At 69.6% G+C, this 12,949-nt stretch carries 11 protein-coding genes; 5 read left to right on the plus strand and 6 right to left on the minus strand.

Features of this window, described 5'->3' with window-relative positions; genetic code table 11:
- Nucleotides 1–7: 7 nt before the first annotated feature.
- The 5 genes from QTH86_RS12405 to QTH86_RS12425 are packed head-to-tail and all read right to left on the minus strand — an operon-like array spanning nt 8 to nt 6,210.
- Nucleotides 8–394 carry a RidA family protein gene (locus tag QTH86_RS12405; protein WP_286644391.1) on the minus strand — a complete coding sequence of 129 codons (387 nt, stop codon included), beginning with the start codon at nt 392–394 and terminating at the stop codon, nt 8–10.
- A 3-nt stretch (nt 395–397) separates the two neighbouring features.
- On the minus strand, nt 398–1,399 hold the full coding sequence (locus tag QTH86_RS12410) for a Bug family tripartite tricarboxylate transporter substrate binding protein (protein ID WP_286644390.1): 1,002 nt from the start codon (nt 1,397–1,399) through the stop codon (nt 398–400).
- Between the two features lie 4 nt (nt 1,400–1,403).
- Nucleotides 1,404–3,020 (minus strand): hydantoinase B/oxoprolinase family protein, encoded by a 1,617-nt coding sequence (locus QTH86_RS12415; protein ID WP_286644389.1) that lies wholly within the window; start codon nt 3,018–3,020, stop codon nt 1,404–1,406.
- Nucleotides 3,017–4,975: a hydantoinase/oxoprolinase family protein gene (locus QTH86_RS12420; protein ID WP_286644388.1), complete on the minus strand. Its 1,959-nt coding sequence runs from the start codon at nt 4,973–4,975 to the stop codon at nt 3,017–3,019. The genes QTH86_RS12415 and QTH86_RS12420 overlap by 4 nt, the downstream gene beginning before the upstream one ends.
- Nucleotides 4,975–6,210: an NAD(P)/FAD-dependent oxidoreductase gene (locus QTH86_RS12425; protein WP_286644387.1), complete on the minus strand. Its 1,236-nt coding sequence runs from the start codon at nt 6,208–6,210 to the stop codon at nt 4,975–4,977. The genes QTH86_RS12420 and QTH86_RS12425 overlap by 1 nt, the downstream gene beginning before the upstream one ends.
- A 119-nt stretch (nt 6,211–6,329) precedes the next feature.
- Here QTH86_RS12425 and QTH86_RS12430 point away from each other — a divergent pair, with 119 nt between their 5' ends.
- The gene (locus QTH86_RS12430; protein ID WP_286644386.1) at nt 6,330–7,232 is read left to right on the plus strand and encodes a LysR family transcriptional regulator; all 903 of its coding nucleotides are present in this window, start codon (nt 6,330–6,332) and stop codon (nt 7,230–7,232) included.
- A 313-nt stretch (nt 7,233–7,545) separates the two neighbouring features.
- Here QTH86_RS12430 and QTH86_RS12435 read toward each other — a convergent pair whose 3' ends face one another.
- Nucleotides 7,546–8,280 (minus strand): GntR family transcriptional regulator, encoded by a 735-nt coding sequence (locus QTH86_RS12435; RefSeq protein ID WP_286644385.1) that lies wholly within the window; start codon nt 8,278–8,280, stop codon nt 7,546–7,548.
- A gap of 285 nt (nt 8,281–8,565) precedes the next feature.
- On the opposite strand from QTH86_RS12435, the gene QTH86_RS12440 reads away from it, so the two are divergent.
- The 4 genes from QTH86_RS12440 to QTH86_RS12455 are packed head-to-tail and all read left to right on the plus strand — an operon-like array spanning nt 8,566 to nt 12,931.
- On the plus strand, nt 8,566–9,900 hold the full coding sequence (locus QTH86_RS12440) for an aromatic ring-hydroxylating dioxygenase subunit alpha (protein WP_286644384.1): 1,335 nt from the start codon (nt 8,566–8,568) through the stop codon (nt 9,898–9,900).
- A 13-nt stretch (nt 9,901–9,913) separates the two neighbouring features.
- Nucleotides 9,914–11,353, plus strand: a complete 1,440-nt coding sequence (locus QTH86_RS12445; RefSeq protein ID WP_286644383.1) for a glutamine synthetase family protein — start codon at nt 9,914–9,916, stop codon at nt 11,351–11,353.
- A gap of 10 nt (nt 11,354–11,363) precedes the next feature.
- Nucleotides 11,364–11,687, plus strand: coding sequence for a 2Fe-2S iron-sulfur cluster-binding protein (locus QTH86_RS12450; RefSeq protein WP_286644382.1), 324 nt, complete (start codon nt 11,364–11,366; stop codon nt 11,685–11,687).
- Nucleotides 11,687–12,931, plus strand: a complete 1,245-nt coding sequence (locus tag QTH86_RS12455; protein ID WP_286644381.1) for an NAD(P)/FAD-dependent oxidoreductase — start codon at nt 11,687–11,689, stop codon at nt 12,929–12,931. Before QTH86_RS12450 ends, QTH86_RS12455 begins: the two co-directional genes overlap by 1 nt.
- Nucleotides 12,932–12,949: the final 18 nt, after the last annotated feature.

Genomic DNA, 12,949 nt, shown 5'->3' on the forward strand with positions numbered 1-12,949 from the left:
TCCGGCTTCACCGTCGCACCGCGACGGCCTCGATCTCCACCCGCACCGGCGCGATCAACCCCGAAATGACGGTGGATCGCGCCGGTGCCGTTTCCGGCGCAAAGCGCTCGCCCCAGGCCGCATTGAAGGCCGGGTAGTCGTCCCCGTCGACCAGCCACACGGTCGCCTTGACCACGTCGGCCAGCGTGCAGCCGGCACGCACAAGGATGGCTTCGATCATGTCGAGCGCCACATGCGTCTGACCCGCAATGTCGGGCGCCGCAGGCTTCCCGTCGCGCATCGGCACTTGCCCCGACACGAAGACCAACGCGCCCTCGGCCACCACCGCCGGTGAGATCGGTTGCGTCTTTCCCGCCCGGACCACCGGCGGCCCGATGTGCGTGATGGCGTCCATCGCTCAATCGGGCTTGGCGCCGGAGGCCTGGACGATCTTGGCCCACTTGTCGGCCTCGACCTTCACGAAGGCCTTGAACTCCGTGGCGCTGCTGCCGCCCAGCGTGAAGCCGCGCGAGCCGAAGTACTCCTGGATGTCGGCGCTGGCCAGCGCCTTGTTCACTTCGCGATTGAGCTGCTCGACGACGGCCGGCGGCGTGGCAGCCGGCGCGAACAAGCCCTGCCACGACAGCGCCTCGAAGCCGGGGTAGCCGCTCTCGGCGATGGTCGGCACGTTAGGCAGCATTTTGTGGCGCGTCTTCGAGGTCACGGCGATCGGCTGCAGCTTGCCGGCTTCCAGTTGCGGCCAGACCACGAGGAAGTCGCCGAACATCGTGTCGATCTGCCCGCCCATCAGGTCGCTCAGCGCACCCGCGCTGCCGCGGTAGGGGATATGGAGCATCGACACCTTGGCCGACAGCTTGAACATCTCGCCGGTGAGGTGCATCGAGGTGCCGTTGCCGGGCGATCCGCAACTGATCGAGCCTGGCTTGGCCTTGGCCATCGCCACCACCTCGGCGACCGTCTTGCCCGCGAAGCCGGGGTTGCGCACCAGCACCAGCGGTGACGAGACGACGAGCGACACCGGCGCGAAGTCCTTCACCACGTCGTAGGGCAGCTTGGGGTACAGCGCGTTGGCGATGGCGTTGCTGCCGGTCACGCCCATGAGCAGCGTGTAGCCGTCGGGTGCCGACTTGGCGACGTAGTCGGCGCCGAGCGTGCCGCCGGCACCGGCGCGGTTGTCGACCACCACCGGCTGGCCCCACGCCGCCGCCAGCTTCTCGCCGATGCGGCGCGCCAGCAGATCGGTGCTGCCGCCCGGCGGAAAAGGCACGACGATGTGAATGGGCTTGGTCGGGAAACTCTGCGCCGCGGCCAGCGATGGCAGCAGCGCGGTGGCGGCCAGTGCCATGACGCCGCCAAGTGCGAGGTGCCGACTGCGTTGGAGAAGGGTGGTGGATGTCATCGTTTCACTCCTGGGGTTTCGTTGCATGGGGGTGGTTCGCGGTGGCAGCGTCGAGCGCGCCCCAGCCGCCGCCGCCGGCCGTCTCGATCACGAGGCGGTCGCCGGCCTGCCATTCGGTCCGGGCGCGGGCGCCCAGCGTCTCCACGATTCCATTCGCGCGCTCGATGCGCGCGGCCGACGACGCACCCGCGCCGCCGCCTTGCGCACCGCGCGCCTGCGACACATGCCGCTCGCCGCGGTACGACAGCGACGCGCGGCCTTCGAGCAGCCGGTACACGCGGCGCACCCCGTCGCCACCCGCGTGCAGGCCCGCGCCGCCCGAGCCGTGGCGGATCGCGTAGCACTCGACCTGCAGCGGTGCCTCGCTCTCGATCACCTCGACCGGCGTGTTGCGCGCGTTGCCGATGTCGGTCGACACGCCCGGCGTGCCGGCGCCTTGCGCACTCGCGCCGGCGCCGCTGGCGATGATCTCGGTGAGCATCCAGCGCCGGCCGTCGTCGCGCGTGCCGCTGAGCGACATCACGGTCGCGACGCCGGCGTGCGGCGCCACCGACACGCCGGCCGCCGCCTGCGACCAGGCGCCGAGCATCGCGTTGCAGGCCATCTTCACGGTGGCCGTGCGCGCGTTCACCGCGGCGGGCAAGTCGGGGTTCAGCACGCTGCCGGGCGGCAGGTGCAACGTCAACGGCGCCAGGCAGCCCGCGTTGTTCGGCGCGTCGGGCGCCAGCGTGCGCATGAAGAAGAGCGCCGCCGACAGCACGCTGCCAGGCGAGGCGTTGACCGGTCCGCGCACCTGCGGCGAGCTGCCGGCGAAGTCGATGTCGATGGCGTCGCCGGTCTTGCGGATGCGCACCGCGATGTGCACCGGGTGGTCGCTGATGCCGTCACCGTCGAGCTGGTCGTGCCAGGCCCAGTCGCCGTCGGGTGCGTCGCGCAGCGCGGCGCGCGTCATCTGCTCGGCCTGCGCGATGAGCGCGTTGCATACCGGCCCGAACACATCACCGGTGCGTTCGGCCAGCGCCGCCAGTTCGCGTGCACCCAGGCTCACCGCCGACCACTGCGCCGCCAGGTCGCCGCGCAGGTTGACCGGCGTGCGGCTGTTGGCGTCGAGGATGGTCTGCACGTTGGCATCGATGCCCTCCACCGTGCGCCAGCGCAGCGGCGGCAGGCGCAGTCCCTCTTGGTAGATCTCGGTGGCGTTCGGCGGGATGGAGCCCGGTGTCATGCCGCCCACGTCCTGGTGGTGCATGCAGGTCGCGGCCACAGCGATCACCTCGCCGCCGAGCAGCACGGGGCGCACCACCACGAGGTCGGGCAAATGCGTGCCGCCGGACCACGGGTCGTTCATCAGGTAGCCCTCGCCGTCGCGCATCGACGCGGCGGGGAAGCGCGCGAGCACGCCGCCGACCGCGGGGATCAGCGAGCCCAGCAGCAGCGGCAGCGAGCGCGCCTGCGCCAGCAGCCGGCCGTCGGGCAGGAACAGCGCGGCCGCACAATCGCCGCCCTCGCGGGCGATGGACGAATAGGCGGCGCGCATCATGCCGGTCTGCATCCGATCGACGGCGCCCTGCAGCGCGAGGCGCAGCGGCTCCATGCGCGCGGTGATGGTCGCGTCCGTCATTCGGATGCCCCCTCGCTGCGTTCGAGCAGCAACGAGTCATCGGGAAGGCGCTGCCAGCGCCAGCCTTCGGGCACCCACACGGTGGTGAGCGCGGCGAAGAGCGAGGCCGGGCCGCTGCCCGAGGGCGGCAAGCCGGTCCACGCGCTTGTGGCCGCTTCCGGTGCGGGCACGGTGAACGGCGTGGGCTGCGGCAGCGCCGCTTCGAACACGGTGCGCATCTGGCGCACTTGCAGCGCCTGTCGCGCTGGCACGTTGCCGCGCAGTTGCGCGTGGCGTTGCTCGAAGCGTTCGGCAAGCGCATCGACCGTGTCGGTGTCGGGCGACCACGGCACGTCGATGGCGAATTCCTGGCCGGCGTGGCACAGCGCAAGGTGCCAGTGCGTGGCCTGGCCCTGTGCATCAGCGAGCGCGTGCAGCGCCTGCAGCTGGTTGTCGTCCAACAGCACGTCCATGGCCTGTTCGACGGTCCGCGTCGGTGCGGCGCACAACATGCCGAGCGCGGCGATCACGCCGGCCTGAGGCAGCACGCGCACCTGCGTCATGCCGGCCAGGTCGGCAACCTCGGCAGCATGTTGCGCGCCACCGCCACCGGCGGCCACGAGCAGGCTGTCGGCCGGGTCGAGCCCGCGCTGGAAGCTGCGCATCTTCAACGCCTCGGCCATCGCCGACGCGGCCGTGCGGACGACGGCCTGGGCCGCGTCGCGCACATCGATGCCCAGTGGCGACGCGGCGTCGCGCTGCAATGCCACCTCGGCCGCCGTGAGGTCGAGCGACACGCCGCCCGCGAGCTGCGCCGGCAGACGGCCCAGCACGCACAGCGCATCGGTCAACGTCGCGCGGTCGCCGCCCAGGCCGTAGGCCGCCGGGCCGGGCCATGCGCCCTGCGAGCGCGGACCCAGCCGCAGCGCGCCGCCCGGCAGCGCACGCACCACGCTGCCACCGCCGACCGAGAGCGATTCGACATTGGCGCAACGCAGTCGCAGGCTCAGATCGCCGACCTGCAGCGCCTCGCCGAAGGCCGGGCGGCCGTGCTCGACGATGCCGATGTCGGTGCTGGTGCCGCCGACGTCGATGGCCATGACCACGGCCGGCGCATCAGCGCGTCCGCGCAGGCTCGCGGCGACCCCTTCGAGCGCAGCGCACGGCCCCGACATCGCCAGGCCGACAGGCCGCGCGGCCACGTCGCGCCAGGCACCGGTGCCGCCTTCGGAGCGCATCAGGAACGGTTCGGGCAAACCACGCGCGGTGAGCGCGCTGGCCAGTTCGCGCAGGTAGTCGGCGACCATCGGCTTGGCATAGGCGTCGAGCGCGGTGGTCAGAAAGCGTTCGAACTCGCGCGGTTTCGGGTCGACCTCGCTCGACAGCGACACCGTCAGGTGCGGCAGCCGCGCGGCCAGTACATCGCGCAGTTGCTGCTCGTGCGCTGGGTTGCGGTGCGCGAACAGCAGGCACACGGCCACGGCGCGCACGCCCGACTGTGCGATGGCATCGGCGATGCAGTCGAAGCCGTCGAGCGTGAGCGGTGCTGTCTCGCGGCCCTGCGCGTCGATGCGTCCCGCGACCTCGAAGCGCAGGTGCGCGGGGAAGAGGCGCTCGTCCGGCGTCGGCTTCGCGATGACCGGCAGGTACAGCTCGCGCCGCTCCTGGCGGCCGAGCGCCAGCACGTCGCCCATGCCGGCGGTCGTCAGCACCGCGACCGGCGGGGCATTTTGTTCGAGCAGCAGATTCGTGACCACGGTGGACCCGTGCACGATGCGGGCCACCTGCTGGGGTGCGATGCCGTTCTCGGCACGGATGCGATCGATGGCCGCGAGCACGGGCTCGGCCAATTTTCCCGCCTCGCGCGGATGCTTCAGGCTCGCCATCCGGCCGTCGTCGGCGACCGCGACGGCATCGATGAAGGTGCCGCCCATGTCGACACCGATGGCCCAGCGTAACGTGTCGGGCCCGACCATCAGAAGCGATCGGGCCGGAACGGCGTCAGGTCGACCTGCGGCGCACGGCCGGCCACCAGGTGCGCGATCTCGCGGCCGGTGCTGGCGCCCATGCACATGCCCATGTGGCCGTGGCCGAAGGCCAACCACGCGTTGTCCGCACCGCGCGCGCGACCGACCACAGGCAGGCTGTCGGGCATGCAGGGGCGGTGACCCATCCAGCGCGTGATCTCGGAGGTGTCGAGGTGCGGGAACAGGTGGCGGCCTTGCTGCAGCAGCGCGTCGGCGCGCTCGTAATTCGGCGGCGCCTGCAAGCCGGCGAATTCCACCGTGCCGGCGAGGCGCAGACCCATCGCCATCGGGTTGACCATCAGGTTGTGTTCGACCGCCATCACCGTGTGGCGCAAGGCGAGGTTCGAGCTGCGCACGGTGACGTGGTAACCGCGCTGGGTTTCGAGCGGCACGCGCTCGCCCAGCGCCGCCGCCAGCGGTGCCGACCAGGCCCCGGCGGCAACGACGACGCCGTCGACCGCCAGCGTGTTGCCTGAATCGAGCTTCACGCCGGTCACCCGGCCGCCCTGGCGCTCGAAGCCCACGACGCTGTGCCCGTTGCGCCGGGCGCCATCGGCGACGCAGCGCGCGTGCAGCGCTTTCACCAGAGCGGAGGGATCGGATGTCGAGCCGTTGTCGGGTGCCAGCAGGCCGAACCGGAAGCGGCCTTTCAGGTCGGGCTCCAGCGCCTCGAGCTCGTCGCGCTCGACATCGACCAGCTTCACGCCGAGCGAGCGACGCAGGTTCATGCCCCACTGCCACTGCGCGGCCGCTTCCCGCGACGAATAGACGTAGAGACAACCGCTGCGGCGTACCAGCGATTGCGCCTCGGCGTGTTCCAGCAGCGGGTCGTAGCAGTCGAAGATGGGTTCGAGCAGCGTGCGCAACGCGGTGGCGATGCGCGTGACCTCCTCGCGGTTCGAGTGCTGCAGCATGCGCACCAGCCAGGGCAGCACGACCGGCGCATAGCGCCAGCGCACGGTGAGCGGCCCCAGCGGGTCGAGCAGCCAGCGCGGCACGCGCCTCCACATGCCGGGCATGCCGACGGGCAGGCAGGCGCTGGGCGACAGCGAGCCCGCATTGCCGAACGAGCAGGCCTCGCCCGGTTCAAGGGGATCGATGAAGGTGACCTGGTGACCGTCGCGCTGCAACCATGCTGCGGTGCAGACGCCCACGATGCCGGTTCCGATGACGGCGATGTGCATGCGGCGCATTCTGGGAACCGCCATCCTCATCAATCAAGCCAATTCTTTTGATGTGTGCATCAGACTTTCTGATAATCCACCGCCATGCCCGTCCTCGACCGTCCCACCGTGGTGCAGCCATGAACATCAGCTTGCGCCAGATGCGCGCCTTTTCCGCCGTGGCGCGCGCCGGCAGCTTCACTGCGGCGGCGAAGCAGGTGAACCTCACGCAGTCCGCCGTCAGCATGCTGGTGCAGCAGCTGGAAGAGGCGCTGGGTGTGACGCTGTTCGACCGCGGCGCGGCCGTCACGCTGACCGAAGCCGGCCGGCAACTACTGCCCCTGGCGCGCCGCATCCTTGATGACGTCAACCAGGTGGTCGAGGGCGCATCGGACCTGCGCTCGCTGCGCACCGGCCTGTTGCGCGTGGTCGCACCACAGATGCTGAGCTGCACCTGGATCTCGACGGTGCTGGGCGAGTTCGCGGCACTGCACCCGGACATCGGCCTGCGCGTGACCGACGCGACGACCGACGACGTGGTGGGCGTGGTGCGACGCGGTGAGGCCGAGATCGGCGTCGGCCCCGAACGCACCGTGGGCGAAGACGTCACGCGAACCTTCCTGATGGACGTGCCCATCCGCATGGTGTGCCCCGCGAAGCACCCGCTGGCCCAGCGACGCGGCGTCTCGTGGGACGAGCTGCGCGACGAGCGCTGGGTCATCTATTCGAGCGAGTTCAACCGGCAACTCGAACGCATCCTGCAGTCGCACGACGCCTCGCTGTCGATGCAGACGGCCGTCGAGGTCGGCTACCTGACGACCGCGCTCGCCATGGTTGGCGTGGGCTCTGGGCTGGCCGCGGTGCCCGACTACGCGCGCATGTTCGCGGACAACTTCAAGGTGCGTTTCGTGCCCTTGCGCGGGCCGGAGATCAGGCGGCAGTTCTATGTCTACCAACGGCGGGGGATGGCGCTGTCACCGGCTGCGGAAGCGTTCGTGGCAATGATGCAGCGGCACGCGGGGCGGAGTGCGGGGAAGGCTTGATTGGTTGATGTCCGAGTGGCGTCGACGGGCGGTAGGGCTGTGGGCGGCAGACGACTGCGGTCCTTCGGACTTCGCTGCTGCTCCTCACGAAAGGCGGGGTCCGCGCAAACTCGCTACGCTCAAACACGCGCGGCCCTGATCCGCCTTTCGCTGCGGTGCTCGCCGCAGCCGGACAGCCGCCCACAGCCCTACCGCCCACCGACGTGGACGCGATCGTTGTGCATCTCTGTCCGGCGAGCGCAGAGATTGCGCCACCCCGAAGCCCGGCAGGCGGTGCGGGCCGGGCGCTCTCACCGAAGCCAACGAAGAAGCGTCAGCCCCGCACCTTCCCAGCCACCAGCCGCATCCCAGGCATCAGCTCCGCAGCCAGCTCCGGCCGCTCCAACGCATAGTCCAGGTTCATCCGCGCAATCTCGACATGCTCCTCGCCCAGCGCCTGCGCGCGCGACCCCTGCCCCCGCTCGATCGCCTGCACCAGCGCGTGGTGCGTGCGGTGCGCCTGCCGCATCCACTGCTGGCCCTCTTCCATCGACGACTGCATCGGCAGCATCGCGCTCGGCGATGCGAAGGGCTGGCCGTCGAGCATGTCCATCACACGGCGCAAGGCCGAGTTGCCGCAGCCGTCCATGATGAGTTTGTGGAAGCGGTCGTTCATCTCGACGTAAGCGGCGTAGTCGTCCAGTTCCATCGTCGGCTTGTTGACCGCCTTGTCGCCGTCGTCGAGGCATTCGTGCAGCTCGCGCATCAGCTGGCGCGGCGCACCGTCCTCGGCCAGCAAACGCGCCGCGAAGCCTTCGATCAGCCCGCGCACGCGGATCGCATCGGCGATTTCGCGCGAGGTGAAGCGGCGCATCTGGTAGCCGCCCGAGGGTGACTGCTCGATCAGCCCTTCGTGCTCCAGGCTCGTGAGCGCAAGCCGCACCGGCGTGCGCGAGGCACCGAGTTTTTCGGCCAGCGGGATCTCGGCGAGCCGCTCCCCGGGCACGAATTCGCCCTTGAGGATCATGTCGCGCAGCTGGACCAGCACGCGGGATTGTTGGGAGTCCATGGGATTCGCAAGGCGCAGCAAAGGAGGCCCATTCTAGGAGAGACACCCCACATGCACACAAGGGACAGACATTGGTCCGGTTGTTGCATACATTGTTGAAAGCGATCCAAATCGGGATGTTGACGCACGTCAAAGGTGCACCTAGAACTCCGCGTTAACCCTCGATATCGACCGAATAACCCACCAAATTCATCGAAAGACGTTGACCTTCGACAAAGACAGCTTCGACAATGTATGCAATTGCATGCAATGCATGTTCGTCAAACCCTCGATGGAGCTCCACGCATGATCAGCGCCGAACAGAACGATCTCATCACCCGGGTCGGCCCCGGGACGCCTGCCGGCCAGCTGCTGCGCCGCTACTGGCAGCCGGTGGCGATTTCGGACGAGCTCGCCGGGCCGCGCCCTGTGAAGCCTGTGAAATTGATGGGCCAGCACTTCGTCCTGTTCCGCGACGAGAACGGCCAACTGGGCATGCTCGACCGCGACTGCCCCCACCGCGGCGCCGACCTGGCCTTCGGCCGGCTCGAGGGCGGCGGCCTGCGTTGCCCGTTCCACGGCTGGTTGTTCGACGTCAAGGGCACCTGCCTCGAAACCCCCGCCGAGCCGGTGGGCAGCAAGCTGTGCACGCGCATCAAGCAGGCGGCCTACCCGGTCGTCGAGAAGAGCGGAACCATCTTCGCGTACATCGGCGAAGGCGAGCCGCCCGCATTCCCCGACTTCGACTGCTTCGTCGCGCCCGACACCCACACCTTCGCCTTCAAGGGCCTGTTCGAATGCAACTGGCTGCAGGCGCTCGAGGTGGGCATCGACCCGGCGCACGCGTCGTACCTGCACCGCTTCTTCGAGGACGAGGACACGTCGGAGAGCTATGGCAAGCAGTTCCGCGGCGCGTCGGCGGACTCCGACCTGCCCATCACCAAGGTGCTGCGCGAATTCGACCTGCCCGAGATCAACGTCGACGGCACCGACTACGGCATGCGCCTGACCACGCTGCGCAAGGTGTCGGACACCGACACGCACGTGCGCGTCACCAACGTCGTGTTCCCGCAGGCCTTCGTGATCCCGATGAGCACCGAGATGACCATCTCGCAATGGCATGTGCCGGTCGACGACACGCACTGCTACTGGTATGCCATCTTCACCAGCTTCACCGGCCCGGTGAACAAGCAGCAGATGCGCGACCAGCGCCTGGAACTGTACGAACTGCCGAACTACACCTCGCGCAAGAACAAGCGCAACGACTACGGCTACGACGTCAACGAACAGCTCACCAAGACCTACACCGGCATGGGCGAGGACATCAACGTGCACGACCAGTGGGCCGTCGAGTCGCAAGGCCCGATCCAGGACCGCACGCGCGAGCACCTGGGCACGACCGACAAGGGGATCATTGCCTACCGCCGCATGCTGGTGAAGGCCATCGAAAGCACGCAGGCCGGCGAAGGCGCGCCGATGGTTATCGGCCAGGAACAGGCGAGCGCCATGTCGGGCCCGCCCTCGATCGACGGCGTGAACGAGAAGGCCGGCGAAGGCGTGGGCCCGGAAGCGTACTGGCAGCAGGCCGACCGCGAGCGCCGCCTGAACTCCACCTGGGCCGCCGCGCGGCTCGGCGCTTGAGGCACTGCACGTCATGAGCAATTTCGTGAATCGCTTCGGCCTGTGGTCCGGCGACCAGGAGAAGCAGGCGAAGGAACTGGTGCGCCGGCTGGACAGCGGCGAGGTCGACGTGGTGCGCTTCGCGTTCCCCGACCAGCACGGCATCCTGCGCGGCAAGACGCTGGTGGCCAGCGAGGCGCGCGACGCGCTGTGGGACGGCGTGAACCTCACGTCGACCCTGCTCGCCAAGGACACCTCGCACAAGACCGTGTTCCCGGTGTTCAGCGCCGGCGGCGGCTTCGCCATGGAAGGCTTCCAGGGCGGCGCCGACTTCACCGTGGTGGCCGACCCCGCCACCTTCAAGGTGCTGCCGTGGTCGCCGCGCACCGGCTGGGTCCTGTGCGATGCCTACATGGCCGACGGCAAGCCCTGCCCCTTCGCCACGCGTCAGATCCTGCAGCGCGCGGTCAAGCAGCTCGACGAACTCGGCCTGGACTTCATCGCCGGGCTCGAGGTCGAGTTCCATGTCTTCAAGCTCGACGACCCGCGCCTGGGCCTGGGCGACTCGGGCCAGCCGGGCGAACCGCCGCGCGTGTCGCTGCTGTCGCACGGCCACCAGTACCTCACGGAGTTGCGCTACGACCGGCTCGACCCGGTGATGGAGCTGCTGCGATCCAACCTGATCGCGCTCGGCCTGCCGCTGCGCTCGCTGGAAATCGAATACGGCCCGAGCCAGTTCGAGCTGACCTTCGGCCCGACCGCGGGCGTTCTGCCCGCCGACACCATGGTGCTGCTGCGCAGCGCCATCAAGCAGATCTGCCAGCGCGCCGGCTACCACGCCACCTTCATGTGCCGGCCGAAGATCCCGAACGTGATGTCCAGCGGCTGGCACCTGCACCAGTCGCTGCGCCGCAAGAGCGACGGCGTCAACGCCTTCATGCCAGAGGCCGACGGCCAGGACCTGAGCCCCCTCGGCCTGCACTACCTCGGCGGCCTGAAGGAACACGCCTGCGGCGCCGCGGCACTCGCGAGCCCGACCATCAACGGCTACCGCCGCTACCGCCCCTTCTCGCTGGCACCCGACCGCGCCATCTGGGCGCGTGACAACCGCGGCGCGATGCTGCGCGTGCTCGGCGGCCCGGGCCAGAAGGCGACGCGCATCGAGAACCGCGTGGGCGAGCCGACTGCCAATCCCTACCTCTACCTCGCGTCGCAGCTCTTCTCGGGGCTCGACGGCATCCGCCACCAGACCGACCCCGGCCCCTCGGCCGATGCGCCCTACGAAACGCCTGCCCAGCAGCTGCCGCGTTCGCTCGGTGACGCGCTGGCCTGCCTGCGCGCCGACGAGATGCTCAACGCGCAGATGGGCAAGACCTTCGTCGACTACCTCTGCCACATCAAGGAAGCGGAGATCGCCCGCTTCAACCTCGACGTCAGCGAATGGGAACATCGCGAGTACTTCGACATGTTTTAAGCAGACCACGATGCCCACGATCCACTACATCCTCAAAGACGGCAGCACCCGCAGCATCGACGCCAAGCCCGGCAGCAGCGTGATGGAGAACGCCGTGCGCAACAACGTGCGCGGCATCGACGCCGAATGCGGCGGCTCCTGCTCCTGCGCCACCTGTCACGTCTATGTCGACGACGCCTTCGTCGCCCTGCTGCCACCGGCCGACGACATGGAGAACGACTTGCTCGACGGCGTCGCCTCCGAGCGCCAGCCCGGCAGCCGCCTGAGCTGCCAGATCACGATGACGGCCGACCTCGACGGCCTGACCGTGCGCGTGCCCGAGACGCAGATCTGATGCCCGGCACCAAGACCCTCGTCATCGTCGGCGCGTCGTACGCCGGCGTGCAGCTCGCCGCCACCGCGCGGGAGCTCGGCTTCGAGGAGCCGATCACGATCCTCGGCGACGAACGCCACCTGCCCTACCAGCGGCCGCCGCTGTCGAAGGGGCTGCTCACCGGCAAGACGACGGTCGACCAGCTGCAACTGCGCGGCCCCGACTTCTTCACGCAGAACCGCATCGACCTGCAGCTCGGCCAGCGCGCCGCCGCGGTCGACGCCGGTGCGCGCACGGTCACGCTCGCCGATGGCCGCACGCTCGACTACGGCTGGCTCGCGCTGACGACCGGTGCGCGCTGCCGGCCCTTCACGGTGCCGGGCGCCGAACTCGACGGCGTCGTCGAACTGCGCACGCTCGACGACGCCCTGCGCGTAGCCGACGCGGCCGGCCGCACGAAGCGCGCCTGCGTGATCGGCGGCGGCTTCATCGGCCTCGAAGTGGCATCGGCGCTGCGCACGCGCGGCGTCGAGGTCACGGTAGTCGAGGCCCAGCCGCACCTGTTGACGCGCAGCTTCCCGCCGATCATGTCGGCCTATGTCGAGAACGCCCACCGGCGCCGCGGCATCGAACTGCTGACGGGCCGCGGCGTGCGCGCCCTGCACGGCACCCACGGGCAGGTCTACGCGGTCGAACTGACGGACGGCCACCGCGTGGACTGCGACCTGGTGGTGCTCGGCGTCGGCGTGCTGCCGAACGTCGAACTGGCGCAGGCCGCGCGCCTGGCGGTCGACAACGGCATCGTGGTCGACGCGTTCGGCCGCACTTCGGCACCGCGCGTGCTGTCGGCCGGCGACGTGGCGTCGATGGCGCTCGCGCCGGTGCCCGGGGGCCCGGCACGGGTGCGGCTCGAATCCATTCAAGCGGCCAACGACGGTGCACGTGCCGCAGCCTCGGTGGTGGTCGGGCGCGAACAGCCCAACACCGCGGTGCCGTGGTTCTGGAGCGACCAGTTCGACCTCAAGTTCCAGATGGCCGGCCTGCCGGTGCACGGCGACGAGGTCGTCACCCGCGGCGACATCGCCAGCGACAAGTTCAGCCTGTTCTACCTGCGCGACGGCGTGCTGGTCGGCGCGCACTCGGTCAACAAGCCGGCCGAGCACATGCAGAGCCGCAAGCTGATCGCCGCCCGCGCACGGCCCACGGCCGCGCAACTGGCCGACACCTCCTTCGACCTGAAGACCGTGCCCACCGCGACACCCTGATCCTTTCCGCAACCCTCG

Origin of the sequence: Variovorax sp. J2L1-78, assembly GCF_030317205.1 — a bacterium.
GTDB lineage: Bacteria > Pseudomonadota > Gammaproteobacteria > Burkholderiales > Burkholderiaceae_C > Variovorax > Variovorax arabinosiphilus.

What these genes read in the sequence shown, in the direction of transcription:
- QTH86_RS12415 (WP_286644389.1), bottom strand. Translation starts at nt 3,020, where the DNA reads ATGACGGACGCGACCATCACCGCGCGCATGGAGCCGCTGCGCCTCGCG.
- QTH86_RS12430 (WP_286644386.1), top strand. Translation starts at nt 6,330, where the DNA reads ATGAACATCAGCTTGCGCCAGATGCGCGCCTTTTCCGCCGTGGCGCGC.
- QTH86_RS12435 (WP_286644385.1), bottom strand. Translation starts at nt 8,280, where the DNA reads ATGGACTCCCAACAATCCCGCGTGCTGGTCCAGCTGCGCGACATGATC.
- QTH86_RS12405 (WP_286644391.1), bottom strand. Translation starts at nt 394, where the DNA reads ATGGACGCCATCACGCACATCGGGCCGCCGGTGGTCCGGGCGGGAAAG.
- QTH86_RS12425 (WP_286644387.1), bottom strand. Translation starts at nt 6,210, where the DNA reads ATGCACATCGCCGTCATCGGAACCGGCATCGTGGGCGTCTGCACCGCA.
- QTH86_RS12440 (WP_286644384.1), top strand. Translation starts at nt 8,566, where the DNA reads ATGATCAGCGCCGAACAGAACGATCTCATCACCCGGGTCGGCCCCGGG.
- QTH86_RS12455 (WP_286644381.1), top strand. Translation starts at nt 11,687, where the DNA reads ATGCCCGGCACCAAGACCCTCGTCATCGTCGGCGCGTCGTACGCCGGC.
- QTH86_RS12410 (WP_286644390.1), bottom strand. Translation starts at nt 1,399, where the DNA reads ATGACATCCACCACCCTTCTCCAACGCAGTCGGCACCTCGCACTTGGC.
- QTH86_RS12445 (WP_286644383.1), top strand. Translation starts at nt 9,914, where the DNA reads ATGAGCAATTTCGTGAATCGCTTCGGCCTGTGGTCCGGCGACCAGGAG.
- QTH86_RS12450 (WP_286644382.1), top strand. Translation starts at nt 11,364, where the DNA reads ATGCCCACGATCCACTACATCCTCAAAGACGGCAGCACCCGCAGCATC.
- QTH86_RS12420 (WP_286644388.1), bottom strand. Translation starts at nt 4,975, where the DNA reads ATGGTCGGGCCCGACACGTTACGCTGGGCCATCGGTGTCGACATGGGC.